27 protein-coding genes are annotated in these 26,269 nt (G+C 66.4%); 19 read left to right on the forward strand and 8 right to left on the reverse strand.

The annotated features are described in order from the left end of the window. Window positions 1–73 precede the first annotated feature (73 nt). The 5 genes from pufB to pufC all read left to right on the forward strand — a co-directional run bounded on the left by pufB (window position 74) and on the right by pufC (window position 3,475). Window positions 74–229 carry a light-harvesting antenna LH1, beta subunit gene (pufB, locus tag A9995_RS15870; RefSeq protein WP_082992420.1) on the forward strand — a complete coding sequence of 52 codons (156 nt, stop codon included), beginning with the start codon at window positions 74–76 and terminating at the stop codon, window positions 227–229. A 68-nt stretch (window positions 230–297) separates the two neighbouring features. Further along, on the forward strand, window positions 298–480 hold the full coding sequence (gene pufA, locus A9995_RS02475) for a light-harvesting antenna LH1, alpha subunit (RefSeq protein WP_067608653.1): 183 nt from the start codon (window positions 298–300) through the stop codon (window positions 478–480). A 117-nt stretch (window positions 481–597) separates the two neighbouring features. Further along, window positions 598–1,422, forward strand: coding sequence for a photosynthetic reaction center subunit L (gene pufL / locus A9995_RS02480; protein WP_067608656.1), 825 nt, complete (start codon window positions 598–600; stop codon window positions 1,420–1,422). 14 nt (window positions 1,423–1,436) lie between these two features. Beyond that, window positions 1,437–2,411, forward strand: coding sequence for a photosynthetic reaction center subunit M (gene pufM / locus A9995_RS02485; protein WP_067609483.1), 975 nt, complete (start codon window positions 1,437–1,439; stop codon window positions 2,409–2,411). After that, window positions 2,408–3,475, forward strand: a complete 1,068-nt coding sequence (gene pufC, locus A9995_RS02490) for a photosynthetic reaction center cytochrome PufC (RefSeq protein ID WP_067608659.1) — start codon at window positions 2,408–2,410, stop codon at window positions 3,473–3,475. The genes pufM and pufC overlap by 4 nt, the downstream gene beginning before the upstream one ends. A gap of 19 nt (window positions 3,476–3,494) precedes the next feature. Here the strand turns inward: pufC and A9995_RS02495 are convergent, their stop codons facing one another. The 7 genes from A9995_RS02495 to A9995_RS02525 form a co-directional block, all read right to left on the reverse strand. Beyond that, window positions 3,495–3,749, reverse strand: a complete 255-nt coding sequence (locus A9995_RS02495; protein ID WP_233998049.1) for a hypothetical protein — start codon at window positions 3,747–3,749, stop codon at window positions 3,495–3,497. 11 nt (window positions 3,750–3,760) lie between these two features. Then, window positions 3,761–4,243: a TspO/MBR family protein gene (locus A9995_RS02500; RefSeq protein WP_199797197.1), complete on the reverse strand. Its 483-nt coding sequence runs from the start codon at window positions 4,241–4,243 to the stop codon at window positions 3,761–3,763. After that, complete coding sequence (locus A9995_RS02505) at window positions 4,240–5,436, reverse strand: geranylgeranyl diphosphate reductase (protein ID WP_067608662.1); 1,197 nt, start codon at window positions 5,434–5,436, stop codon at window positions 4,240–4,242. Before A9995_RS02505 ends, A9995_RS02500 begins: the two co-directional genes overlap by 4 nt. Further along, on the reverse strand, window positions 5,433–6,746 hold the full coding sequence (locus A9995_RS02510) for a BCD family MFS transporter (protein WP_067608665.1): 1,314 nt from the start codon (window positions 6,744–6,746) through the stop codon (window positions 5,433–5,435). Before A9995_RS02510 ends, A9995_RS02505 begins: the two co-directional genes overlap by 4 nt. Then, entirely contained in the window at window positions 6,743–7,648 is a 906-nt protein-coding gene (gene chlG / locus A9995_RS02515; RefSeq protein ID WP_067608668.1) for a chlorophyll synthase ChlG, read from the reverse strand. The genes A9995_RS02510 and chlG overlap by 4 nt, the downstream gene beginning before the upstream one ends. A 67-nt stretch (window positions 7,649–7,715) precedes the next feature. Continuing rightward, window positions 7,716–9,137, reverse strand: coding sequence for a transcriptional regulator PpsR (gene ppsR, locus A9995_RS02520; protein WP_067608671.1), 1,422 nt, complete (start codon window positions 9,135–9,137; stop codon window positions 7,716–7,718). A gap of 15 nt (window positions 9,138–9,152) precedes the next feature. Beyond that, complete coding sequence (locus A9995_RS02525) at window positions 9,153–9,914, reverse strand: B12-binding domain-containing protein (RefSeq protein WP_168157308.1); 762 nt, start codon at window positions 9,912–9,914, stop codon at window positions 9,153–9,155. A 405-nt stretch (window positions 9,915–10,319) separates the two neighbouring features. Between A9995_RS02525 and bchF the strand changes: the two genes are divergently transcribed. The 14 genes from bchF to hemA are packed head-to-tail and all read left to right on the forward strand — an operon-like array spanning window position 10,320 to window position 25,629. Beyond that, window positions 10,320–10,850, forward strand: coding sequence for a 2-vinyl bacteriochlorophyllide hydratase (gene bchF, locus A9995_RS02530; protein ID WP_067608677.1), 531 nt, complete (start codon window positions 10,320–10,322; stop codon window positions 10,848–10,850). Next, window positions 10,847–12,127 (forward strand): ferredoxin:protochlorophyllide reductase (ATP-dependent) subunit N, encoded by a 1,281-nt coding sequence (locus A9995_RS02535; protein ID WP_067608679.1) that lies wholly within the window; start codon window positions 10,847–10,849, stop codon window positions 12,125–12,127. The genes bchF and A9995_RS02535 overlap by 4 nt, the downstream gene beginning before the upstream one ends. Window positions 12,128–12,131: 4 nt before the next feature. Continuing rightward, on the forward strand, window positions 12,132–13,685 hold the full coding sequence (bchB, locus tag A9995_RS02540) for a ferredoxin:protochlorophyllide reductase (ATP-dependent) subunit B (RefSeq protein ID WP_067608682.1): 1,554 nt from the start codon (window positions 12,132–12,134) through the stop codon (window positions 13,683–13,685). Beyond that, the gene (locus tag A9995_RS02545) at window positions 13,675–17,271 is read left to right on the forward strand and encodes a magnesium chelatase subunit H (protein ID WP_082992422.1); all 3,597 of its coding nucleotides are present in this window, start codon (window positions 13,675–13,677) and stop codon (window positions 17,269–17,271) included. The genes bchB and A9995_RS02545 overlap by 11 nt, the downstream gene beginning before the upstream one ends. A gap of 10 nt (window positions 17,272–17,281) precedes the next feature. Beyond that, window positions 17,282–18,178 (forward strand): ferredoxin:protochlorophyllide reductase (ATP-dependent) iron-sulfur ATP-binding protein, encoded by an 897-nt coding sequence (bchL, locus tag A9995_RS02550; protein ID WP_067608687.1) that lies wholly within the window; start codon window positions 17,282–17,284, stop codon window positions 18,176–18,178. Beyond that, complete coding sequence (gene bchM, locus A9995_RS02555; RefSeq protein ID WP_067608690.1) at window positions 18,178–18,906, forward strand: magnesium protoporphyrin IX methyltransferase; 729 nt, start codon at window positions 18,178–18,180, stop codon at window positions 18,904–18,906. Before bchL ends, bchM begins: the two co-directional genes overlap by 1 nt. Beyond that, window positions 18,906–20,321 (forward strand): BCD family MFS transporter, encoded by a 1,416-nt coding sequence (locus A9995_RS02560; RefSeq protein ID WP_067608693.1) that lies wholly within the window; start codon window positions 18,906–18,908, stop codon window positions 20,319–20,321. The genes bchM and A9995_RS02560 overlap by 1 nt, the downstream gene beginning before the upstream one ends. Window positions 20,322–20,343: 22 nt before the next feature. After that, a complete protein-coding gene (puhA, locus tag A9995_RS02565; protein WP_067608696.1) occupies window positions 20,344–21,105 on the forward strand; it encodes a photosynthetic reaction center subunit H in 762 nt (253 codons plus the stop codon). After that, window positions 21,096–21,737: a photosynthetic complex putative assembly protein PuhB gene (gene puhB, locus A9995_RS02570; protein WP_145916766.1), complete on the forward strand. Its 642-nt coding sequence runs from the start codon at window positions 21,096–21,098 to the stop codon at window positions 21,735–21,737. The genes puhA and puhB overlap by 10 nt, the downstream gene beginning before the upstream one ends. Continuing rightward, window positions 21,734–22,219 carry a photosynthetic complex assembly protein PuhC gene (puhC, locus tag A9995_RS02575; RefSeq protein WP_067608702.1) on the forward strand — a complete coding sequence of 162 codons (486 nt, stop codon included), beginning with the start codon at window positions 21,734–21,736 and terminating at the stop codon, window positions 22,217–22,219. Before puhB ends, puhC begins: the two co-directional genes overlap by 4 nt. Further along, on the forward strand, window positions 22,216–22,503 hold the full coding sequence (locus A9995_RS02580; protein WP_067608704.1) for a hypothetical protein: 288 nt from the start codon (window positions 22,216–22,218) through the stop codon (window positions 22,501–22,503). The genes puhC and A9995_RS02580 overlap by 4 nt, the downstream gene beginning before the upstream one ends. Continuing rightward, window positions 22,500–23,576, forward strand: a complete 1,077-nt coding sequence (acsF, locus tag A9995_RS02585; protein ID WP_082992423.1) for a magnesium-protoporphyrin IX monomethyl ester (oxidative) cyclase — start codon at window positions 22,500–22,502, stop codon at window positions 23,574–23,576. Before A9995_RS02580 ends, acsF begins: the two co-directional genes overlap by 4 nt. Then, entirely contained in the window at window positions 23,570–24,355 is a 786-nt protein-coding gene (gene puhE, locus A9995_RS02590; protein WP_067608707.1) for a putative photosynthetic complex assembly protein PuhE, read from the forward strand. Before acsF ends, puhE begins: the two co-directional genes overlap by 7 nt. Window positions 24,356–24,408: 53 nt before the next feature. Beyond that, a complete protein-coding gene (gene hemA, locus A9995_RS02595) occupies window positions 24,409–25,629 on the forward strand; it encodes a 5-aminolevulinate synthase (RefSeq protein WP_067608710.1) in 1,221 nt (406 codons plus the stop codon). 85 nt (window positions 25,630–25,714) lie between these two features. On the opposite strand, the gene A9995_RS02600 is transcribed toward hemA, so the two are convergent. After that, the gene (locus A9995_RS02600; RefSeq protein ID WP_233998050.1) at window positions 25,715–26,233 is read right to left on the reverse strand and encodes a cytochrome c family protein; all 519 of its coding nucleotides are present in this window, start codon (window positions 26,231–26,233) and stop codon (window positions 25,715–25,717) included. Window positions 26,234–26,269: the final 36 nt, after the last annotated feature.

Genomic DNA, 26,269 nt, shown 5'->3' on the forward strand with positions numbered 1-26,269 from the left:
CACGCGGGAGCCCCTGCGCGGACACCGGAGGTTTATCGCCTCTCGCACACCAAGCAGAACTGGAGACAGGGCTATGACTGATCCCGAAGATCGTCTCGGGCTGAGGACCTACCTCACCCCCGAAGAAGCGAAGGAATTCCACAAGCTGTTCATGGGCGGCTTCCTCGGTTTTACCGCCGTGGCGGTGGTCGCGCACATCCTCGTGTGGATGTGGAGACCGTGGCTCTGAACCGATAGCGGCCTTTCGCGGCGCAGCGCGTCGCGGGACCTGACACTGTTGCACAAGGAAACAGGACCATGTGGAGAATTTGGCTTATTTTCGATCCGCGCAGGGCACTCGTCGCCCTGTTCGTCTTCCTCTTCGTGCTGGCGCTGGTGATCCATTTCATCCTGCTCAGCACCGACACCTTCAACTGGCTCGACGGCCCCAACTCGGCGCAAGGCGCCGCACTGCTGGTCGCCGTGCCTCCGGCAACCTGACGAGGACCTGTGCGAGAGGCGGCGGCGCAGCGTCGCCGCCTCGAGAGGGCATCAGGCCCGGGGTTCGGTGTCGGTAAACAAGATGGCCGTCGCACCGCGGCGGTGGAGGATAGGGCTATGGCGCTGCTGAGTTTCGAGCGGAAATATCGCGTGCGCGGAGGCACGCTGATCGGCGGGGATCTGTTCGATTTCTGGGTCGGCCCCTTCTACGTCGGCTTCTTCGGAGTCGTCACCGCGATCTTCGCCTCGCTGGGCACCGCGCTGATCTTCTACGCGGCTTCACAGGGACCGACCTGGAACCCGTGGCTGATCTCGATCGAGCCGCCGGACCTGGTCCACGGGCTGGGTTTCGCGCCCCTGAGTGAAGGCGGGTTCTGGCAGGTCATCACGGTCTGCGCGATCATCTCCTTCGGTTCGTGGGCGCTGCGGCAGGTGGAAATCTGCCGCAAGCTGGGGATGGCCTATCACGTGCCGATCGCCTTCGGGGTGGCGATCTTCGCCTATGTCTCGCTGGTGGTGATCCGTCCGATATTGCTGGGCGGCTGGCATTTCGGCTTCCCCTACGGGATTTTCAGCCATTTGGACTGGGTCTCGAACACCGGCTACCAATACCTCCATTTCCACTACAATCCGGCGCATATGCTGGCGGTGTCGTTCTTCTTCACCACCACCTTCGCGCTCGCGCTACACGGCTCGCTGGTGCTCTCGGCGGTCAATCCCGCCAAGGGCGAGGAAGTGAAATCGCCCGAATATGAAGACACCTTTTTCCGCGACCTGATCGGATATTCGATCGGTACGCTGGGGATCCACCGGCTCGGCCTGCTGCTGGCGCTCAACGCCGGCTTCTGGAGCGCGATCTGCATCATCATCTCCGGCCCGTTGTGGACCAAGGGCTGGCCGGAATGGTGGACCTGGTGGCTCAATCTGCCGATCTGGTCCTGAGGGGGAACGCGACCATGGCCCGCTATCAGAACATCTTCACCCAGGTACAGCTGCGCAGCGCCCCCGAAATGGGCGTCCCGCTGCCGGTCGGCGAAGAACCGCGCATCCGCGCCACCAGTTTCAACCACTGGCTTGGCCTCGTCGGTCAGGCGCAGATCGGTCCGGTCTATCTCGGCTGGACCGGGGTCGCCGCGCTGATCTGCGGCTTTCTCGCGTTCGAGATCATCGGGCTCAACATGCTCGCCTCGGTCGGCTGGGATCCAATCCAGTTGGTCCGCCAGCTGCCCTGGCTGGCGCTCGAGCCGCCGGGGCCCGAATGGGGCTTCGATCCGTTCGTCCCGTTGGCCGAGGGCGGCTGGTGGATCATGGCCGGCTTCTTCCTCACCACCTCGATCATGCTGTGGTGGGTGCGTACCTATCGCCGTGCCCGCGCGCTGGGAATGGGCACGCATGTTGCCTGGGCCTTCCTTGCCACAATCTGGCTCTATCTCGTGCTCGGCTTTATCCGCCCGGCATTCATGGGTTCGTGGGCGGAGGCGGTGCCTTTCGGCATCTTTCCGCATCTCGACTGGACTGCGGCCTTCTCGATCCGATACGGCAATCTGTTCTACAATCCGTTCCACGCCCTTTCGATCGTCTTTCTCTACGGTTCGACGCTGCTGTTCGCGATGCACGGTGCGACGATCCTCGCGGTCGGACGCTATGGCGGCGAGCGCGAGATCGAGCAGATCACCGATCGCGGCACCGCCTCCGAACGTGCGGCACTGTTCTGGCGCTGGACCATGGGTTTCAACGCGACGATGGAATCGATCCATCGCTGGGCCTGGTGGTTCGCGGTGCTGACCACGCTGACCGGGGGGATCGGCATCCTGCTGACCGGCACCGTGGTCGACAATTGGTACCTCTGGGCGCAGCAGCACCAGTTCGCGCCTGCCTACCCGGATACCGGGGTCGTCGATCCCGCTGGCATCAGGAGTGTCGGAGAATGAAACCTGTCCTCACCGTGACGCTCGCCGGGATTTCGGGTCTGGCATTGGCCGCCTGCGAACTGGCTCCGAAGGAATCCTACCAGACCGGCTATCGCGGCACCGGGATGAACGAGATCGTGGTCAAGACCTCGGTGATCGAGGACGAGGTTCCCGCCCCGCCCTACGATCCGCCCGGCACCGCCGGACCGCGAGCGGGCGAAGTCTATGAGAATGTCGAAGTCCTCGGCGATGTCTCGGTCGATCAGTTCAATTACACCATGGCAGCGATCACCGCCTGGGTGGCGCCCGAGGAAGGCTGCGCCTATTGCCACGATCCGGCAAACATGGCGTCTGAGGTGAAATACACCAAGGCGGTCTCACGCCGGATGCTCGAGATGACGCGCGAGCTCAACCAGGACTGGACCAATCACGTCGGCAACACCGGCGTGACTTGCTGGACCTGCCACCGCGGGCAGCCGGTGCCCAACGAATATTGGACGCTCCCCGAGGACGCCGCGCATGAGGGGATCGTGCGCAACAAGAACGGCCAGAACGATCCGGTGTCGAACTCGGCATATTCCTCGCTGCCCAATGCGGCGGTGGCGCGCTACCTGCTCGGCGGGCCCTTGCCGCAGACCGCGCGGGTGATCTCCAAAGGGACATTCCCGAGCCCGGCGAACACCACCAGCACGATGGAGACCGAGCAGACCTACGCGATCATGATGCACATATCGCAAGCGCTCGGGGTCAATTGCACCTATTGCCACAATTCGCAGTCGTTCCAGTCGTGGGAAAACAGCAACCCGTTCCGCTCGACCGCCTATTTCGGGCTCGACATGGTCCGGCAGATCAATTTCGGCTATATCACGCCGCTTACCGACGTCTTCCCAGCCAACCGCAAGGGGGCGATGGGCGATCCCTTCAAGGTCAACTGCACCACCTGCCACCAGGGTCAGAACAAGCCGATGGGCGGGGTTCCCATGGCATGGGACTACCCCGCGCTGATGCCGACGATGTTCTCGGCCGCGGTGCGCCAGGCCGACGCCCGCATGGCAAGAGAGCGCACCGGGGTCGCCGCCGAATAGGCAGCCCGCCGCAAGGGTCTCAGCTCTGCCGCGCCCTGCGGCGGGCAAGATCGAGCAGATGGACTGGCAGCGAAAGCGCCAGCGGCAGCGCGACCCAGACCCATCCCGCCCCCGTCAGCGCCGCGCGCAGACCCAGCAGCATGAGTGCCGCGGGCAGCAGCATGGCCAGAGCATCGCGGAGCGACCAGCCGCGCCTCAGCAACACGATCAGTTCCACCGCGAGCACGGCCAGGACGAAATCGACCGCATGGCCGCTCGCGAAGAAGGTTTCCACGGTCCCGCTGCTCAGCCGAAGGGGCTGTTGAGCTGGACGATCTGCCAGTTGAGCGCCGCGGCGATGGTGACCCATACCAGATAGGGCACCAGCAGCACGCCGGCGAGCCTCGACTGGCGCCCGCAATAGACCACGAGTGCCAGGATCGAGAGCCACAGCCCGATCACTTCGAAGAACGCCCAATCGGGACGCAGCATCCGGAAGAACAGCAGGCTCCACAACAGGTTGAGGACGCCGTTGAGCGCGAACAGCCCGACGATCGTATCCGACACCTTGTCGGTGGGGGCTGCGCGCCAGGCGCTGACCGCGGCGACCGCCGCCAGCGCCAGAATAGTGGTCCAGACGATCGGGAAAACCGGGCGCGGCGGGGTCCAGTCGGGCTTGGCCAGTCCTTCGTACCAGGGGCCGAGATTGGTGATGGTGCCGCCGAGCATTGCGACCACGACGGCCGCCAGCCCGGCGATGACGATCGGCATGATCCAGCTGCGGCTCATTGCGCGGCCGGCCTCAGGCCCAGCAGATGCGCGGTGTCCTTGAGGAAGATCTTCAGATGCGCGAGCGGTTTGGCGCGGACGAGCCGCTTGTTCATATAGGCCTGCCAGGTCAGTTCCTGGACATCGGGATCGGCGCACATATCGACGAAGCGCTCGCGGCGCTTGTCGCTCGAATACCAGAAATATTGCATCATCCGCAGGATCCAGAACACCTTGCCGTGTTCGCGCATGAAGGCGCGGCGCGCGCGGCGTAGCGTGGCCGGAGCGCCGCTGGCGATGAAGGCGCCAGCCGCCTCGGCGACGATCCGGCCGCTGGTCATCGCGTAATAGATCCCCTCGCCCGAAGCAGGGGCGACCACGCCGGCGGCATCGCCGGTGACGATCACGTCGCGGCCATTGTCCCAGCGTTTGAGCGGCTTGAGCGGGATCGGCGCGCCCTCGGAACGCACCGTCTCGCATTGCGCCAGACCCAGATCGTCGCGCATCGTCTTGACCGCACCGCGCAGCGAGAAGCCCTTGTTGGCGCTACCCACCCCGATGCTGGCGGTCTCGCCATGCGGGAACACCCAGGCGTAGAAATCTGGCGAGAGCCTGCCCTGATAGAAGACATCGCAGCGATCGGCATCGAAACCGTCGCTGCTGTGCTCGGGCGAACGGATGATCTCGTGATAGGCGAAGACGCAGGGCATCCGCTCGGCGCCGCCGATTTCTTGCCTGGCGACCGCTGAGCGCGCACCATCGGCGCCGATCACCACCCGCGTTCGGACCCTGCGCAAAGGGCCGTCGCGGGTCTCGCGATAGGCCACCAGTGGGCCCTGTTCCTCATCGCGCTCGATGGACTCGAACATGCCCTTGCGGCGCGTGGCTCCGGCGTCGGCGGCGCGCACCCGCAGCCATTCGTCGAACTGGTCGCGATCGACCATGCCGACGAAGCCGATCTCGCCCACCGGCATGTCAACCGCGCGATCCGAGGGGGCGATCATCCGCGCCGAGCGCGCGCGCGCCACCAGCAGGCTGTCGGGAATCTCGAAATCCTCGAGCAGCCGCGGGGGAACGGCCCCGCCGCAAGGCTTGATGCGACCGCCACGGTCGAGCAGCAGGACCCGGTGCCCAGCGGTCGCCAGATCGCAGGCCGCGGTTGCCCCCGCCGGTCCGCCGCCGACGACGACGGCATCGTAGAATTCCTCGATCATGTCGGTACAACTCCCGAAAAACGCGGCGCTTCCCGTGAAGCCACCCGCAACGCGAGCCCCGCGGCGACCACGAACAGAACAGCCTCGATTGCGAAGATCAGCTGGAAGGCGGCGGCGTCCTGCGCCTGGGCACGACGGGCGAAATCGACACCCAGCGCGCCGATCAGGCCCCCGAGCCCGAAGGCGATCGCCTGAGACGCGCCCCACACACCCATCCGCACGCCTTCGCGGGTGCGCCTTCCGGCACCCGCCAGCCCCATCATCGCGCCGATCGCGGCGACCGCGAACAGCCCGTTAAAAAAACCGAGCGCGAACACGTTAGCGGTCAGCGGCCAGCCCGGTCCGACCTGCGCCCCGAACGCCAGTGCAGCCAGCGCCGCCGCAGAGCCCAGGCAGCCGGTGGCGATCCAGCTGCGCAATTCGCCCGGCATGCGTCCGGCAAACCCGCTTCCGCCAATCCCGGTGACCACCATTCCGACCAGCACCCCGCCATGCTGGATTCCGGCAAGGCTGGTCGATTCGCCGGGGGTCATATCGAACACGAGCCCGGCGAAGGGTTCGAGGATCAGATCCTGCATCGAATAGGCGAGCATCGAGACGAAGATTAACAGAGTGAAGGCGCGCGCGGTGCCGTCGGTCAGGATCTCGGCGATGGCGGCGCGGAATTCGGGCACCGGCTCGGTCCGCGAGTGCGCCACCGGTACTGCCTGCCGCTCGAGCCGGACCACCGCCAGCGCGGTGACCACCAGCGCGACGGCGACCACCCCGCTTGCCACAAGCGCCAGCCGCGCAGGCGAATAGGGATCGAGCAGCGCACCCGCAACGCTGGCAGAGACAACGATCCCGGCGACCATCATGATCCAGGTGGTCGCCGCTGCGGCCGCACGGCGTTCGGGCGCGACCCCCGATGCCAGCAGCGCCAGCATCGAGGTCCCCGCCGCGCCGACCCCGCCGCCGAACATGGTGAAGCCGAGCACGGCGAGCAGCGTGCCCCCCAGCGGCGCAGTCGCAAGCATGACGGTGGCGTTGACCGCCGCGAGCGCGCCCAGCCCGAGCAACGCCATCCCGCCGAGAATCCACGGCGTCCGTTGCAGCCCGAGATCGGAGCCCTGCCCCCAGACCGGGCGCAGCAATTGCACCGCATAATGCCAGGCGACCAGCCCGGCGGGAATCGCGGCGGCGAGCCCGTATTCGACCACCATCAGCCGTTTGAGCAACGAGGTCGCGAGCATGACGATCGCCCCGATCGAGGCCTGCACCGCGCCGAGCCGCAGGATCGCAATCCATCCGAACCCGGCGCCCACCGTCATCCCAGATGCCCTCCCAGACCCAAAGCCGCGGCGAGCATCCCCAGCACATAGAGCGTCACCCCACGCGCCGCATACCAGGGCGCGCGACTGGCGGGGTCGGCGACGAGCCTGGGCATCAGCGCCAGCTGCGCGACCAGCAATGCGCACACCGCGACCGCCGAGACGGTCATCTGCCAGATGGCCAGCAGCGCGATCACCGCGACCTGCGCCAATGCCATGGTCGCGCAAGCGAAGCGCGCCGCCGGCACCATGCCGAGAGTGACCGGGAGCGAGCGGATCCCGGTTCGGGTGTCGCCCTCCACCGCCTTGAAATCGTTGAGCGTCATGATGCCATGCGCGCCAACGCTGTAGAGCACGAGGATGAGCAGGATCTCGCCCCGCGGCAGTGCGCCGGCCATCACGGCGGCACCGGTGAACCAGGTCAGCCCTTCATAGGTCAGCGCGACCACCGCCGGCCCGGTCCAGCCGCTGGTCTTGAGGCGCAGCGGCGGCGCGCTGTAGATCCAGGCGCAGATCAACCCGAGCGTGGTGGCCGCCAGCACCCAGGGACCCACCGCCCAGGCGACCAGCAGCGACAACAGCGTGCCGACGATCGCGATTCGCAGCCCCCAATTGCCGGCGATTCGCCCCGAGGGGATCGGGCGGTCGGGCTCGTTGATGGCGTCGACATGACGGTCGTACCAGTCGTTGACCGCCTGGCTGGTGCCGCAGACCAGCGGGCCGGTCAGCGCAACTCCTGCAATCAGGAACAGCCAGCGGCCGTCGAGTGGCAGCCCCGAGGAGACAAGCCCGCACAGGAATGCCCACATCGGAGGAAACCAGGTGATCGGCTTGAGCAGTTCGACAATGTCGCGGGGTGCGGGAAATGCCGCCCGAGGGGTGGTTGCAGCAGATCGCTCCATAAAAGGAGGCTATGCCTGACGCCCCCATGCGTCAAATCATTTTGACAGACCTTTGCCCGACGACCCGTCAGTTGGTCTCGTTGACCAGATTTCCGAGCCCGTAGCGGTGCAGTTTGGAATAGAGGCTCTGGCGGCTGAGGCCGAGGATTTCGGCGGCCGACGCGCGGTTGTCCGAGGTGTAGGAAAGCGCCGCCTCGATGCACAGCCGCTCGATCAGATCGGTGCTCTCGCGGACGATATCCTTGAGCGACATCTGCCCGACCAGTTCGGACAATTGCTCGACCGACCGCGGCACATCGTCCGCCGCCTGGGGAAGGTTGCGCATCCGGCGACCGATCGACCGGATCACGAAGCCGGTGTACGGCGAGCCGTCGATGGTCTGGACCGCGGACAGTTCGACCGCCTCGCCCCTCGAGCTGTCGCCCGCGCCGACGACGGTCGCCACATTGCGGGCAAACCCGTGCTTGGTGAGTTGCGCCTCGATCAGCTCGAGATCGATCCCCGGGCGACCGATGAACTCGCTCAGCGAGCGGCCGCGGATCTGATCGAGGCTGGCTGCGCCGACCAGCTCGACGAAGGCGAGATTGGCGGCGACGATGGCGCGATCGCCATCGGCCAGGACGAAGGCATCGGGCATGGCCTCGATCACCGCGAGCGCGGCGCTGCTTTCGGGTGCCTGGGACTGGTTGTCCGAAGCCAGCCGCATCATCAGGAACTGGCCGCCATGCTGGCGGAAACCGGTGGCCGAGACGGTAACCTCGGCGGCGCCTTCGACCACCGACGCGGTGACCGGAGTGACCGATCCGGCGCTCAACGCCGAGCCGAGATAGGCGATCAGCCGCTCGCGGTCGGCGCGATCGAACAGCCCCAGCAGCTTGGCGCCTTCGAGGCTGCCTGGTTTCGCGCCCAGCATGCGGTGCGCCGCGGCATTGGCTTCCTTGATGCGGTGACCGTCGGCGGCAACGATCAGAACCGGTTCGGAGGAAGAATCGAACAGCAGGCGATAGCGCGATTCGATCCGGCGCATCCGCATATAGTCGCGCTCGAGCGCCTGTTGCGCCTGGAGCAGCCGCTGCTGGATCACCGCGGATTCGCGCTCGTCGCGCCCCAGCGCGATATGACGTCCGCCCTCGCCGATCGGCACGACCACGTATTTGATGGGCATCTCGCCGGCGCTGCCGATCTGGTTGACTTGGCGCCAGTGCTGGGTCTGCTGCCGACGCGCGCCGGTGAGCATCTCCATAACCTTGTGCTTGCTGTCCTCGCTCACCGTGTCGAGCCAATTGCGCCCGACCCATTCGGAAACGCCGGGAAAGGCGTCGCCATTGGCGGAAACATCGAGGATCTTGCCACTGTCCTCGATGATCAGCGTGATATCGCCAGCGACCATCGCCAGCCGCGTGGCAGTTTCCGCATCGAGCGTGCCGAAGACTTCCTCGCCGTCGCCGAAGGGAGCCCTTCCTTCAATACTGTGCTTGCGAGTAAGCAAGAGCTTCTCCGGAATTCAGACGCAACCAAGCGAGAAACTCGTCGAGGTTACCAGCCGCTGGGCGAGAGCCAGTGCCGACCGGGCATCGGATGCCGTCCCGTCCGCACCGACCAGGGCCACAAGGCCCGGATCGGCATTGACCCTCGGGCCGCCGATAATGACCCGTGTCTCCGTATTGGGCGACACGGCACGAATTGCCGCGATAAGCTCGGCAACGGTGCCGGTAGGACAATCGCAACTGAGGGTCAATCCCACCAAATCGAGGCTGCGTTCGGCAACATTCGCCAGCAATTCCGATCGTCCCGGTTTGAAAAGAACCTCGCTTTGCCAACCCGAGCGCGCGAAGACTTCCTCGACCATCAGCGCGCCGAAGCTGTGCTGGTCGCCTGGCATAGGCGTGAACAGTACGGTCGGCGCGGCGGAGAAGAAACGCACCAGGCTGGGGGAGCGCAACGCAATCTCGCGCATCACTTCCTGCAGCCGCCACAGTCCCATGGTAACATCGACGAAATCGCATTCGTCGGCTTCCCACAATTCGCCCAACCGGCGTGCGGACGGCGCGAGCAGATCGACCATGATCGATTCAACGCTCACCCCGCGGGCCACGAAGACCTCGACCTCGGTCAGCAGATCGTCGGCTTCGAGCTCGAGCGGTCGAGTGGCAAAGCGTTCCGCTTCGCCCGGCTGGAACCTGCTTCCAGGCGCGCCGCTCTCGACGCCGCGGCCATCGCCGCAACTGGCATCACCGCAACTGGCGTCGCAGTGTGCCAGCAGCAATCGCGGGATGATCTCGGCCTCGACCAGACCCCCAAGCGAGATGGTTCGTATCGGTGGTTGGCCGGAAGTGTCCACAACCGGGCGGCGAAGGTGACTTCGCGCTCCAGGGTTCGGCCCGGATTGCCCCATGTCCAGCGCAGATGCGCTGCGTTCATTACCCCAAGCCATCCAGGACTCTCCCAGTCTGGAACCGGCGCAGATCGCGTCATGCCCGAGCGGTCGATTTTTGCGATTCTCACCGCCCCGGCGACTCGAACGTAACCCCAAGCGGCTCGCAAAGCAAACGGCTAAATCGCACGGAACGACCCTCCTGCGTGTAAACTCAGATTGTCGTCAAGATAGATTGACACGCCCTTGCGGACAGGGTTAGTCTGCAAGGCAATCCAGCGGAGGTGAACGCTCGAGATGGTAGGGGATAGAACATATCCTGCGACCGGCGCCCAAGGCCCCGGCGCAGCGAAACCGGCCAAGGCGCTCTACACTGCGGCAGAGCGCAAACGCCGCGACGAGTCGCGCTGGACGCTGGTCCAGGGCCTACTCGCCCCGCTGCAGTTTCTCGTCTTCCTGATCAGCGTCGCGCTCCTGCTGCGCTATCTCGCCAGCGGCGTCGGCGCCTGGGCGGCGGACGCATCGATCGTGGCGAAGACGCTGCTGCTCTACACCATCATGATCACCGGCTCGATCTGGGAAAAGGTGGTCTTCGGCCGCTGGCTGTTCGCCGAGGCGTTCTTCTGGGAAGACGTTTTCTCGATGCTCGTGCTGGCGTTGCACACCGGCTATCTGGTGATGCTGTTCGGCGGCATCGGCACGGTCGAAGAGCGCATGCTCGTCGCGTTGGCGGGCTATGCAGCCTATGTGATCAACGCCGGGCAGTTCCTGCTCAAGCTCAGGGCCGCAAGGCTCCAGGCGCCCGCCCTGACGGCGACCACGGCATGACTGCGGCGGCGGCCTCGCTCACCAGCGGTGCCAGCCATGCCCCGGTACTGCGCGAACGCGGCCGACGCGAGGTGTTCTGCGGGCTCACCGGGATCGTCTGGTTGCACCGCAAGATGCAGGACGCCTTCTTCCTCGTGGTTGGCTCGCGCACCTGCGCGCATCTGCTGCAATCCGCCGCCGGGGTCATGATCTTCGCCGAGCCGCGGTTTGCGACCGCCATCATCGAGGAACGCGACCTCGCCGGAATGGTCGATTGCCAGGACGAGCTCAACCGGGTGGTCGATCGCCTGCTCGAACGGCGCCCGGAAATCCGGACGCTGTTCCTGGTCGGCTCCTGCCCGTCCGAGGTCATCAAGCTCGACCTTGCCAAGGCGGCGCAGCGGCTCGGCACCAAGCACATGCCGCGGGTCCGGATCCTCAATTATTCGGGCAGCGGGATCGAAACCACCTTCACCGAGGGCGAGGATGCCTGCCTCGCCGCGCTGGTGCCCGAGATGCCGGCGCTCGAATTCGGCTCGCCCACACAGCTGCTGCTGGTCGGTGCGCTGCCCGATATCGTCGAGGACCAGTTCCTGCGGCTGTTCGCCGAACTTGGGATCGAGCGGGTCGGCGTGCTGCCCGCGCGCAATCTCGCCGATCTGCCCGCGATCGGCCCCGATATGCGCTACCTGCTCGCCCAGCCCTTCCTCACCGAGACATCGCTGGCGCTGGAAGACCGTGGCGCCACGCGGCTCGACGCGCTGTTCCCGTTCGGCGCCGAGGGCACGACCGACTGGCTCCACGCCGCCGCGCAGGCCTTCGATGTGGACGAGATGCATTTCAAACGCGTGGTCGCTCCCGGGCGCGAGCGGGCCAAGCGCGCGATCGAGCACAGCCGCGAGCGGCTCGAGGGCAAAAGGATCAGCTTCCTGCCCGATTCGCAGCTCGAGGTGCCGCTGGCCCGGTTCCTTTCGAACGAGCTCGGCATGGTCCCGGTCGAGGTCGGCACGCCCTATTTGCACCGCCAGCACAACGCCCGGGAACTGGCACTGCTGCCCGATACGGTGCGGCTGAGCGAAGGGCAGGATGTCGATCGCCAGCTCGACCGGCTGCGCGCGGACCGGCCCGATCTCACCGTTTGCGGGCTTGGCCTCGCCAACCCGCTCGAGGCCGAGGGCTTTACGACCAAATGGTCGATCGAACTGGTCTTCTCACCCATCCACGGCTTCGAGCAGGCGGGCGATCTCGCCGAGCTCTTCGCCCGGCCGCTGCGGCGGCGCGACATGCTGAAGGTCTAGCGCGATGCAGCTCTCGGTCTGGACCTACGAAGGCCCCCCGCATGTCGGCGCGATGCGCGTGGCGACCGCGATGGAAGGGATGCACTACATTCTCCACGCGCCGCAGGGCGACACCTATGCCGACCTCCTGTTCACCATGATCGAGCGCCGCGGCAAGCGCCCGCCGGTGACCTACACCACCTTCCAGGCGCGCGATCTGGGCAAGGACACCGCGCAATTGTTCCAGGACGCGGCGCGCGACGCCATCGCCCGCTTCAACCCGCAGGCAATCATGGTCGGTGCCTCCTGCACCGCCGAACTGATCCAGGACGACCCCGCGGGGCTCGCCGAAGCGATGCAGCTCGATTGCCCGGTCATTCCGCTCGAACTGCCCAGTTACCAGCGCAAGGAGAACTGGGGCGCGGCGGAGACCTTCTACCAGGTGGTTCGCCGTCTCGCCGACCAGACCATCCGCCCGCGCGGGCAAGCCCGCAAGCTCGCTAACATTCTCGGCCCCGCAGCGCTGGGGTTCCGCCATCGCGACGATCTGGTCGAAGTGCGCAAGCTGCTCGATGCGCTGGACGTCGAGGTGAATTGCGTCGCGCCCCTGGGGGCCTCGCCCGCCCACATCGCCCGGATCGGCGCTGCTGATTTCAACGTGGTGCTCTACCCCGAAATCGCCGGCGAAGCGGCGTGCTGGCTCGAGAAGACCTTCGCCCAGCCCACGGTGGGCAGCGTGCCGATCGGCGTCGGCGCGACCCGCGAATTCATCGCCGAGATCGCGGCGCTCGCCGGTGTCGACCCCGCCCCGGCTCTGGGCGACAATTCATCGCGCATGCCGTGGTGGAGCCGTTCGGTCGATTCGACCTATCTCACGGGCAAGCGGGTGTTCGTCTTCGGCGACGCCACCCATGCGGTTGCCGCTGCACGGATCGCGCAGGACGAGCTCGGCTTCGAGGTCTGCGGGCTGGGTTGCTACAACCGCGAATTCGCCCGCGAGCTGCGCGAGGCCGCGGCGCTCTACGGGGTCGAGCCGCTCATCACCGACGACCATCTCGCGGTCGAGGAAGCGATCGCCGCGGCCTCGCCCGAACTGGTGCTGGGCACCCAGATGGAGCGCCATATCGCCAAGCGGCTGGGCCTGCCCTGCGCGGTGATCTCGGCGCCGGTCCACGTCCAGGATTTCCCCGCGCGCCATTCGCCGCAGATGGGGTTCGAGGGCGCCAATGTGATCTTCGACAGCTGGGTTCACCCACTGGTGATGGGGCTGGAAGAGCATCTGCTGACGATGTTCCGCGAGGATTTCGAATTCTCCGACGGCGCGGGTGCCTCGCACCTGCACGCTCATTCGCCCTCGGCCCATTCGCCAGCCTCATCCCCTGCCCCCGAACCGATGATCGCGGAGGCCGCCGAACCCGGCTCGCAATGGACCGACGAGGCCGAGCGCGAGCTCAGGAAAATCCCCTTCTTCGTGCGCGGCAAGGCCCGCCGCAACACGGAGCTCTATGCCGCCGAGCAGGGCCGCGACGCGATCGATCTCGCCACGCTCTACGATGCAAAGGCCCATCATGCCCGCTAACTCGCGCCCCCATGTTCGCGTCGCGATCGTGACGCTCGACAACCACCTCAAGGCCGCTGCCGAGATGGCCGATGCCGAGCTGGGGCGCGACAACATCCACCTCACGCTCCACGCCGCTGCCGACTGGGACCGCGATGCCGGCGCGCTCGACCGCGCCAAGCTGGCCATCGAAGAAGCCGACATCGTCATCGCCACCATGCTGTTCCTCGACGATCACGTTCGCGCGATCCTGCCTACGATCGAGGCGCGGCGCGAGAGCTGCGACGCGATGCTGTGCATGATGTCGGCGGGCGAAGTCGTCCGGATGACGCGGCTGGGCAATTACCGGATGGATGCGCCGTCGCGCGGTCCGCTGGCGCTGCTCAAGAAGCTGCGCGGCTCGAGTGGCAAAGACGGCAAGCCGGGCGCCAGCTCGGGCGCCGGGCAGATGAGGATGCTGCGCCGCCTGCCCAAGATCCTGCGCTTCATCCCGGGCACCGCGCAGGATGTGCGTGCCTATTTCCTCACGCTGCAATATTGGCTCGCCGGGTCGGAAGCCAATGTCGTGGCGATGGTCCGCGCGCTGGTGGATCGCTATGCCGCGGGCGAGCGGCTGACCCGCCGCGGGATGACTCCGGCCGATGCGCCGCGCGAATATCCCGAGGTCGGCGTCTATCACCCGCGCACCGAGCAGAAGATTTCCGAAAGCCTGCGGCTGCTGCCGCGCAAGGCCGGCCCCAGTGGCACCGTCGGACTGATCCTGCTGCGCTCCTATCTGCTGGGCAAAGACACCGGCCATTACGACGGCGCGATCGCCGCGCTCGAGGCGCAGGGTCTCAAGGTCATCCCGGTCTTCGCCAGCGGGCTCGATGCGCGCCCGGCGATCGAGAAATTCTTCGTCAAGGATGGCCGCGCGCAGGTCGATGCGATCGTCAATCTCACCGGCTTTTCGCTGGTCGGGGGTCCGGCCTACAATGATTCCGAAGCCGCGGTAGCGGTGCTGGCATTGCTCGATGTGCCCTATATCGCCGCCCATCCGCTCGAGTTCCAATCGCTCGAGGAATGGGGCGCACGGCGGCAGGGGCTGCTGCCGCTCGAAGCCACCATGATGGTCGCCATTCCCGAGCTCGACGGGGCGATCCTGCCGACCGTGTTCGGCGGGCGCTCCAACGCCTCGGACGAGCCTTGCGTCGGCTGCGCGCGGCGCTGCATTTTCGAGGCCACCGGCGCGGTGCGCGCGATGCACAGCTGCCCCGAACGCGCCGAGGCGCTTGCGGGCAAGGTGGCCCAGCTCGTCGCCCTGCGCCGGGCCGCTCGCGCCGAACGCAAGCTCGCCATCGCACTGTTCAATTTTCCGCCCAACGCCGGCGCGACCGGCACCGCCGCCTTCCTCGCGGTGTGGGAATCGCTCCACGCGACGCTGACGCGGCTGGCGCTCGACGGCTACACGCTCGACGTGCCCGAAAGCGTCGACGCGCTGCGCGAGGCGGTGCTGACCGGCAATGCCAAACGCTATGGCGCCGATGCCAATGTCGCGGCGCGCATTCCCGCCGACGACCACGTCCGCCGCGAGCCGCATCTGGCGGCGATCGAAGCGCAATGGGGCCCCGCTCCGGGCAAGGTCCAGAGCGACGGTTCGCATATCCATGTGCTCGGGCTGCAGCTGGGCAATGTCTTCATCGGCATCCAGCCCACCTTCGGCTACGAGGGCGACCCGATGCGGCTGCTGTTCGATGGCACCTTCGCCCCGACCCACGCCTTCTCCGCATTCTATCGCTGGCTGCGCGAGGATTTCGCCGCCGATGCGGTGCTCCATTTCGGCACCCATGGCGCGCTGGAGTTCATGCCCGGCAAGCAGTCCGGCCTGTCGGGCGACTGCTGGCCCGAACGGTTGTTGGGCGACCTGCCCAATTACTATCTCTACGCCTCGAACAATCCTTCCGAAGGCATACTCGCCAAGCGCCGCTCGGGGGCGACGCTGGTGAGCTATCTCACGCCCTCGCTGACCAAGGCCGGGCTCTACCAAGGGTTCGCTGAATTGAAGGTCAGCCTCGAACGCTGGCGGCTGCTGCCCGATGGCGAGGAGCGCGACGCGCTGACCGCGCTGATCCACGAGCAATGCGCCACGCTCGATATCGCGCCGACCGCAATCGCCGACCTGACCGACCAGCTCTACGAGCTCGAGCGCACGCTGATTCCGCACGGGCTCCACATCCTGGGGCAGGGTCCGATCGGTGCGGAACGCGCCGAGCTGATCGAGGCGATGGCCAAGGGCGATCCGAATTCCGATCCCGCCGCGCTCGATGCCGCCTTCGATTCCTGCGACGAAATCGGCGCGCTCGTTCACGCGCTCGACGGTTGCTACGTTTCGCCAGCACCGGGCGGCGATATTCTTGCCAACCCCGCGGTGCTGCCGACCGGGCGCAACATCCACGGCTTCGACCCCTTCCGCATCCCCAGCCGCTTCGCCTGCGAGCTGGGCCGCACCCAGGCAGAGGGGCTGATCGCGCGCCATGTCGCCAGCGGCGAGCCCTTTCCGCACAGCCTCGCGATGGTGCTGTGGGGCACCGACAACATGAAGAGCGAAGGCGTCCAGATCGCGCAGGCGCTGACGCTGATCGGCGCGCGCCCACGCCTGGACAGCTATGGCAGGCTGGCCGGTGCCGAGCTGATCCCGCTGGCCGAGCTGGGCCGCCCGCGCGTCGATGTGGTGATGACGCTGTCGGGCATCTTCCGCGACCTGCTCCCGATGCAGGCCCGGATGCTCGCCGAAGCCTCGCTGCTGGCCGCGCAGGCAGACGAACCGCTCGAGTTCAATTTCGTCCGCAAGCACAGCCTGGCGCATCGCGAATTGCACGATTGCGATCTCGAAACCGCGGCGCTGCGGGTCTTCTCCAATGCCGAGGGAGCCTATGGCGCCAACGTCAACCTGCTGATCGAGGGCGGCGTCTGGGCCGATCCCGACGAGCTCGCCAACTCCTTCGAGGTCCAGAAGGGCTATGCCTATGGCGTCAGCGGCGCGCCGGTGCAGCAGCGCGCGCTGCTGCGCAGCGCTCTGGCCGAGGTCGAGTTCACCTATCAAAACCTCGAAAGCGTCGAGGTCGGGATCACCGATCTGGATCAATATGTCGACGGGCTCGGTGGGGTCAGCCGCTCGGTCGCGCGGGCCCGCGGCAAGGATGCGCCGGTCTATATCCTCGATGCGACGCAGGGCCCCGCCCGGGTCCGCACGCTGGCCGAACAGATCGACCTCGAGACCCGCACCCGCACACTCAACCCCAAATGGTTCGAGGGCATGCTGCGCCACGGCTACGAGGGCGTCCGCCAGATCGAGGGCCATGTCACCAACACCATGGGCTGGTCGGCCACGACCGGGCAGGTCGCCCCTTGGGTCTATCAGAAGATCAGCGAGACCTTCGTGCTCGATCCCGAAATGCGCGACCGGCTCGCCACGCTCAATCCCAAGAGCTCGGCGCGGGTCGCCAACCGCCTGCTCGAAGCCTGCGACCGCAAGCTCTGGGAACCCGACGACGCAACGCTCGCCGCACTGCGCGAAGCCAGCGACGAACTCGAAGACCGCCTCGAGGGCGTGATCGCAGCCGAATAAAGGAAATCCGATGAACCTGATGGATCCCAAAGCGAAATTCAGCCAGCCCGCCGGCGATGGCTCGGTACAGGTCCAGCTCGACCCGAACGACAAGATCGGCAACGCCAAGGTCTTCGCGGTCTATGGCAAGGGCGGGATCGGCAAGTCGACCACCTCGTCGAACCTCTCCGCGGCCTTTTCCAAGCTCGGCCAGCGGGTGCTGCAGATCGGCTGCGATCCCAAGCACGACAGCACCTTCACGCTGACCAAGAAGCTGATGCCCACGGTCATCGACGTGCTCGAGACGGTCGAATTCCACGCCGAGGAACTGCGCCCCGAAGACTATATGTTCGAAGGCTATAACGGGGTCATGTGCGTCGAGGCGGGCGGTCCGCCAGCGGGCACCGGCTGCGGCGGCTATGTCGTCGGGCAGACGGTCAAATTGCTCAAGCAGCATCACCTGCTCGAAGAGACCGATGTGGTCATCTTCGACGTGCTCGGCGATGTCGTCTGCGGAGGGTTCGCTGCGCCGCTGCAGCATGCCGACCGCGCGCTGGTGGTCGCTGCGAATGATTTCGACTCGATCTTCGCGATGAACCGCATCGTCGCCGCGATCGGCGCCAAGGCCAAGAATTACGACGTCCGGCTGGCGGGCGTGATCGCCAACCGCTCCGCCGCGACCGACGAGATCGACCGCTTCGGCGAGGCGATCGGGATGAAGCGGCTCGCCCATTTCAAGGATCTCGACGCCATCCGCCGCAGCCGGCTCAAGAAATGCACGCTGTTCGAAATAGACGACAGCCCCGAGGTCACTGCCGCGCAGAATGAATATATGCGTCTTGCCAGCCTGCTCTGGGCCGGGGTCGACCCGATCGAGGCGCGCCCGATGAAGGACCGCGACATCTTCGATTTCCTGGGGTTCGAATGATGGCCACCCTGCCCGCACCTACGGCGGCCTCTGTCGCAGCCCCTACCCGCTACGACGCCCAGCGCGACAAGCTGGCCGCCTATTTCGACGGCACCGCGCGCAAGGCGTGGATCGACCTCACCTCCGACGCCGAGGTCGGCGGCATCCGCGCCACCGTCCGCGCCGGGCGCGAGCGGATGCGCGCCACCCTGCTCGACTGGCTGCCCGAGGATCTGCGCCGCAAGCGTCTGCTCGACGCAGGCTGCGGAACGGGCGCGCTGAGCGTCGACGCCGCCTGCCGCGGCGGACACGTCGCCGCGATCGATATCGCCGCAGGGCTGGTAGAGATCGCCCGCAAGCGGGAGCCGTCATTCCTCGGCCACGGCCGGATCGACTGGAGCGTGGGCGACATGCTCGAACCCTCGCTGGGCGAATTTGATCATGTCGTGGCGATGGATTCGCTGATCCATTATCGCGCCGATGATCTGGTCGACACGCTCCAACTGCTGGGACGTCGCTGCCACGGCTCGATACTGTTCACCTTCGCCCCGCACACGCCGCTGCTCGGGGCGATGCACGCCGCTGGCAAGCTGTTTCCGCGCGGCAACCGTTCGCCGGCGATCGTGCCGATCAACGAGCAGCGCCTGCGCCGCAGATTGGCCGGACTGCACGGCTGGCGCGTGGGCCGCAGCGAACGCATTTCGAGCGGGTTCTACACCTCGCAGGCGTTCGAGCTGGTGCGCCGCTGATGAACCGCCTCGCCCGCCTATCGACGAGCTGGAGCCGGGTCGCCACGACCTGGCTGCCGTTCGCCGATGCGGCGAGCGTCGAACTGCCGCTGGGGCGGCTGCTGCGGCTGGCGCTGTTCCAGGTCAGCGTTGGCATGACGATGGTGCTCTTGAGCGGCACGCTCAACCGGGTGATGATCGTCGAAATGCAGATCCCTGCATGGCTGGTCGCCTCGCTGATCGCGCTGCCGCTGCTGGTCGCGCCGTTCCGCGCAGCAATCGGCCATCGCTCGGACACGCATCGCTCGGTGCTCGGATGGCGGCGGGTGCCGTTCATCTGGCTCGGCACGATGATGCAGTTCGGTGGGCTTGCAATCATGCCTTTCGCCCTGCTGCTGATGGGCAGGCCCGAGACCTTCACGGTCGGGCTCGGAGCCAGCGCGCTGGCGTTTCTGCTCGCGGGCGGCGGAATGCACACCACCCAGACGGCCGGGCTCGCGCTGGCCACCGATCTGGCTCCAGAAGACAAGCGCCCGCGCGCGGTGGCGCTGCTCTATGTCATGCTGCTGGTGGGGATGATGCTGGCCTCGCTGGTGATCGGCACGAGGCTGGCCGATTTCACCCCCACGCTGCTGGTGGGCGTGATCCAGGGCGGCGCGGTGCTGGCGCTGCTGCTCAACATCGTCGCGCTGTGGAAGCAGGAGCCACGCTGCGCCGCGGTTGCCGCCCCTCAGGCCGAACGCGTCCCCTTTGCCGAGGTGTGGCGCGAATTCACTGCCAGACGCGATGCCAGGCGCCTGCTGCTGGCGATCGGTCTGGGAGCCGGAGCCTTCGCGATGCAGGACGCGCTGCTCGAACCCTATGGCGGCGAAGTTCTCGGGCTCTCGGTCGGCGCGACCACCGCGCTGACCGGGGCGTGGGCGCTGGGCGCGCTGGGCGGCTTTGCGTTGACGGCGCGGCGGCTGGACCAAGGCGCCGACCCGCTGCGGATCGCCGGTTTCGGGGTGGTGACGGGGATCGCTGCCTTCATGCTGGTGCTGTTCGCGGCGCCCCTAGCGCTACCCCTGATGCTTGCGCTGGGAGCGGGCGGGATAGGTTTTGGGGTCGGGATGTTCTCGGTCGGCACGCTGGTTGCCGCTATGGCGCTGGCCAAGACCAAGAGCAGCGGTCTGGCGCTGGGCGCGTGGGGCGCGGTCCAAGCCTCCTGCGCCGGGTTCGCAATCGCCTTCGGGGGCGTCCTTCGCGATGTCATCGCCAGCTTCGCTGCGGCGGACGGCCTGGCGGACCGGGCGTCCGGCTATGCCACCGTTTATATCATCGAAATCGCCCTGCTGCTGCTCACCCTCGCGGTGATCGGCCCATTGGTCGGACGCGATCGCAACAACACGCCCGGGCAGGCGCAGGCCCGCTTCGGGCTGACCGAGTTTCCCACCTGATCCTGCGGCAAAGGAACGAGCAATGAGCGGAAATATTGTCGGAACCGTGGATGTCGCGGAAATCGCCTTCCTGGCCTTCGTGCTGTTCTTCATCGCGCTGGTCTTCTGGCTGCGACGCGAGGACCGGCGCGAGGGCTATCCCCTCGAGGACGAGCTGACCGGCGCGGTCGAAACCGTTGGCGGGCCGCTCCACACCAGCTCGATCAAGAGCTTCCGCCTGCCCTTCGGTCGCGGCACAGTCACCGCGCCGACGCAAGGGCGCGAACCGGTCAAGTTCGCCGCGCTGCGGCGCGAGAATTTCGGCGGCGCGCCCTATTCGCCGACCGGCAATCCGCTGACCGACGGGATCGGCCCCGCCGCCTACGCCCAGCGCGACAAATTGCCCGATATCGACGCCCACGGACGCCCGCGGATCGTGCCGATATCGCTCGACGACCATATCACCGTCGCCAAGGCCAGCACCGACCCGCGCGGGCTCCCGGTGATCGCCGCCGATGGCAAGACCGCTGGCACGGTGACCGACCTGTGGGTCGACCGCGCCGAACACATGATCCGCTATCTCTCGATCGACACCGGGGCTGGCACGGTCCTCGCGCCGATGGCGATGGCCACCGTCTCGCGCAAACATGTGTCGATCGACGCAATCAATGCGGCCGATTTTGCCGGGGCTCCCGTTCCTGCCTCCCCGGTCGAAATCACCCGCTACGAAGAAGAGCGCACGATCGGATATTTCGGCGGCGGCTATCTTTACGGAAATCAGGACCGACACGAGCCGTGGCTGTGATCGAATACGAGCATGAACCCATCCGGGGCCTGCCCGGCGACCTTCCCCCGGGTGAGGAAATCCTCTGGCAGGGTGCGCCCGACTGGCGGGTGCTGTGCCGCACCGCACTCCACCCCGGTTGGGTCGCCGGCTATTTCGCCCTGTTCGCGGCGCTGGCTCTGGCGAGCGGCAGCCTGTTCGGGCTGGTGGCGTCGCTCGTCTCGGCCGGACTGGTGATCGGCCTGCTGGCGGTGTTCGCGGCGCTGGTCGCGCGAACCACGGTCTACACGATCACCAATCGCCGTGTGGTTCTGCGGATCGGGGTGGCGCTCAACACCTGTATCAACCTGCCGCTGGCGCTGATCGGATCGGCGAAGCTTCGCGCGCATGCCGAAGGGTTCGGCGATCTGGTGCTGGTGCCGTGCGGTCCGCACCGGATCGGTTACGCCATGCTCTGGCCGCACGCCCGCCCGCTGCGTTTCTCGCGCGCACAACCGATGCTGCGCGCTTTGCCCGGGGCGCAAAGGGTCGCCGATATCCTGACGCGCGCCTGCGACGCGGTGGTCGAAGTCGAGCGCAGCGAAACCGCCCCCCGCCCTGTGACGCAGCCGGTCGCCCCCACTCCCATAACCGCGCGAAAGGCAACCGCATGAGCCACGCCCATTCGCATGAGAACACCGTCCCGCGCCCGGCTTTGATCGCCGCGGGGGTGATGGTGGGCTTCTCGCTGCTGATGACTGCGGCGGTACAGATCGGCTGGCTCGAGCGCTCGGCAGTCCCCAGTGCCGAGCGTGCCGAGGCCTCGGTCGCTCCGCTCGAGCAACGCTCGCTGCTGTTCGCCGATGGCGCCGACGGGTCGGTGCTGATCACCGAGGCCGACAGCGGAGCGCAAGTCGGACTGATCGAGGCGGGCAGCGAACAGGGGGGCTTTATCCGCGGGGTGCTGCGCGGTCTGGCGCGCGAACGCCGGATGTACGACGTCGGGTCGCAGCCGCCCTTCACCCTCACGCTGTGGCAGGACGGGTCGATGTCGCTGGTCGATGAGGCCACCGGTCGCTCGGTCGAGATCGGTGCCTTCGGGCCCGACAACCGCGCCGCCTTCGCGGTGCTGCTCGAAGGCGGCGACATCACATGAGCGCGCGCAGCTTCACCACGCCGTGCCGCATCGAGATCGAGCAGAGCGAGGAGCATTTCCACGCGCATGTCGAACTCGACAACGGGATCGCCATCTATCCGGGCGACCGCGTCCGCGTCCACGGCGCACCGATCCGGATAAGCTTTGGCGAGCGCATCGCCTTCGATCGCACCGCCACCGTCACCCGCGCCGGTCCGCTGCTGCGCTGCTGGACCCGGCTGGCGGCATATTTCGACATGCGCGAACTCTACGAAGTGAGCTTCAACCCCGGGAGAGTGAAATGAACGCCCACAGCCAGATGGCCGCAGCGCCCGTTGCACCACCCGACACCATGGCGATGGCGGTCGAGGACACGGTGCTCAGCCCGCGCTTTTACACCACCGATTTCGCCGCGCTTGACGCGATCGATGTGAGCCTGGTGCGCTGCGAATGGGATGCGCTGATCGCCGAGATGGAAAGCGATCCCAACAAACGCCATTTCAAACGCGACGCCAGCTTCGACGGCGTGATCGAGAATCTCGAGCCTGCCCTGCGCGCCGAATTCATCGACTTCCTCGTCAGCTCGCTCACCGCCGAATTCTCGGGCTGCATCCTCTATGCCGAGATCGCCAAGCGGACCAGAAACCCCGACGTCAAACATCTGTTCAAGCTGCTGGCCCGCGACGAGAGCCGCCACGCGGGCTTCATCAACGACACGTTGAAGGACGCCGGGGTCGGGATCGATCTGGGTTTCCTGACGCGGACCAAGAAATACACCTTCTTCAAACCGAAGTTCATTTTCTACGCCGTCTATCTCTCGGAAAAGATCGGTTACGCGCGCTACATCACCATCTTCCGCCATCTCCAGCGCAACCCCGAGCGGCAGTTCCACCCGATTTTCCAGTGGTTCGAGGAATGGTGCAACGACGAGTTCCGCCATGGCGAAGCCTTCGCGATGCTGATGCGCGCCGACCCCAAGCTGCTGACCGGCATGAACAAGCTGTGGGTTCGGTTCTTCCTGCTCTCGGTCTATGCCACCATGTATGTCCGCGACCACGCCCGGCCGGTCTTCCACGAGGCGCTGGGCGTCGATCCGACGCAATACGACTACGACGTCTTCTCGATCTGCAACCAGATCAGCCGCCAGGTCTTCCCGGTCGAACTGGCCACCGACGATCCCGCTTTCCGCGCCCGGATGGAGCTGCTGCTGCAGGCGACGCGGCGGATCGAGGATGGCAAGCAGGCCGGCGGGCTGAGCGGAGCGTGGCAGAAGCTGCGCGGCGGCGCGGGCGTAGCGTTCAATTTCGCCGCGCTCTATTTCCACCGCACGCGGAGCAACACCCTCCCCGCCAAGGTCCGGCTGCAACCCGCATGGTAAGCTGGAGCGGCCATATCGTCCCGCTGGTGGCGACGATCGCGATGTGGTTCTTCGCCACCGGGCTGGTCGCCTGGCTGGACAATCGCGAACGCGAAACCTTCCCGCGCAGCCTGCTGTTGGCAGGGATCGGCGGGATCGGCGGACTGCTGCTGATCGTCGCCACGATGCACCAGGTCTCGCTGACAGGCATCTACAGTGCTTTTGCCGGTGCCATGCTGATCTGGGCGTGGCACGAGATCGGCTTCCTCACCGGCGCGGCCGCTGGGCCCCGGCGCGAAGCCTGCCCCCAGAACGCGCGCGGCTGGGAGCGCTTCGCCCATGCCAGCGCCGCGATGGCCTGGCATGAGGTCGCGCTGGCGCTCACCGCGCTGCTGCTGGTCTCGCTCACCTGGAACGCGCCCAACCAGATCGGGGCCATGGTCTTCGCGCTGCTGCTTGCCATGCGGCTGAGCACCAAGCTCAACATCTTCCTCGGTGTCCCCAATATGAGCACCGAGATCCTCCCGCCGCACCTCGCCTATCTCAAGAGCTATTTCGGCCCGCGCCGATTCACCCCGCTGCTGGCGCTTTCGATTTTCGCCAGTCTGGCGCTGACCGGCTGGCTCGGCAGCGTCGCGCTGGCCACGCCCTCGGGCCCCGAGGCGGCGGGCGCCAGCCTGCTGTTTGCGCTTGCCGCGCTGGGCGCGCTCGAACACCTGTTTCTCGCGCTGCCGTTTCGCGATGGCGCGCTGTGGGCATGGGCGCTGCCCGGACGGCGCGAGGGAGAAGCGCAATCGTGACGACGCAACGAAAAGATCAAACCCGAGGACAAGCACGGAGAGGGGTACCGACGATGGATTTCCAGGCCTATTTCAAGGGAGAACTGGACGCGGTCCGCGAGGAAGGCCGCTACCGGGTGTTTACCGAGATCGAGCGGCATCGCGGGGCCTTCCCGCATGCCACGCGCTACGTCGACGATGCCACGCAAGAAGTGACCGTGTGGTGCTCGAACGACTATCTCGGGATGGGTCAGCATTCCAAGGTCATCGATGCCATGCACCGCGTGCTCGACGAATGCGGCGCAGGCGCCGGGGGCACCCGCAACATCTCGGGTACCAACCACCACCACGTCCTGCTCGAACGCGAGCTGGCCGATCTGCACGGCAAGGACGACGCGCTGCTGTTCACCAGCGGCTATGTTTCCAACTGGGCCGGGCTCGGCACGCTGGCAGGGCGGATCCCGAACTGCGTCGTCTTCTCCGATGCGCTCAACCACGCCTCGATGATCGAAGGCATCCGCCACAGCCGCGCGCCCTACAAGATCTGGGCGCACAACGATCCCGAGGACCTCGACCGCAAGCTGTCCGACTTCGGCCCCGAAGTGCCCAAGCTGGTCGCCTTCGAGAGCGTCTATTCGATGGATGGCGACATCGCCCCGATCGCCGCGATTCTCGATGTCTGCGAGAAACATGGCGCGATGACCTATATCGACGAGGTCCACGCGGTTGGGCTCTACGGCCCGCGCGGTGGCGGGATCGCCGAACGCGAAGGGCTGATGGATCGCATCACCGTGATCGAGGGTACGCTGGGCAAGGCCTTCGGGGTGATGGGCGGGTATATCGCCGGTTCGCGCGATCTGGTCGATTTCGTCCGCAGCTTCGCCAGCGGCTTCATTTTCAGCACCGCGCTGCCCCCTGCGGTAGCGGCGGGCGCCTGCGCCAGCATCAAGCACCTCAAGGCCAGTTCGGCCGAGCGCGAGTTGCAGCAGGACCGCGTGGCCACGGTGCGGCGCAAGCTCGACATGCTGGGTATTCCGCACCTGCCCAACCCCAGCCATATCATCCCGGTGATGGTCGGCGATGCGCACAAGTGCAAGATGATCAGCGACTGGCTGATGGACAATCACGGCATCTATGTGCAGCCGATCAACTATCCCACCGTGCCCCGCGGCACCGAGCGGCTGCGGCTGACGCCATCGCCGGTCCATTCGGATGGCGATATCGACCGGCTGATCGAGGCGCTGAGCGATATCTGGTCGCAATGCGAACTGGCACGCGGCGCAATGGCTGCTTGAACGGCTAGCTGCAGCCTACCTGTCGCGGACATGAAAAAGGGCGCGGACCACTGGGTCCGCGCCCTTTTGCTCATTCAGGCGAAGCTTACTGCCCGCCGGTTTCCAGATAGGCGATGATATCGGCCCGATCCTGACCATTGGGCAGGCCGGCGAAGGCCATCTTGGTGCCTGGGATCACGCGTTGCGGGTCTTCGAGATACTGGAACAGCTTTTCCTTGGTCCAGGTGATCCCGCTGTTGGCGTTGGCTTCGCTGTAGGTGTAGCCCTCGACCGTGCCCGCGGTGCGACCGACGATCCCGGCAAGCGAGGGGCCGATGCGGTTCACGCCTTCCTCGAGCACGTGACACGAGCTGCACTTGATGAAGACTTCTTCGCCATGGGCGACATCGGGCGTGAAGGATGCCAGCATAGTCCCATCGACGGTTTCGGTGTTGTCGGCCGCCGGCGCTTCCGCCGAAGGTTCGGGCGCGACGACCGATGCGGACGGATCGGCGGCCGCCGTCTCGGTCTCCGCCGGTTCGTCGGTGCCGCCGCAGGCACTCAGCAATGCGACCGATGCGGCCATTCCAAAATACTTGGCGAAACTCTTCGCAGTCCTCGTCATAGATTACCCTTTCCCAACTCGGGCAACCCTCGTGCC

The sequence above is a fragment of the Erythrobacter sp. QSSC1-22B genome, from assembly GCF_001678665.1.
Lineage (GTDB): Bacteria > Pseudomonadota > Alphaproteobacteria > Sphingomonadales > Sphingomonadaceae > Qipengyuania.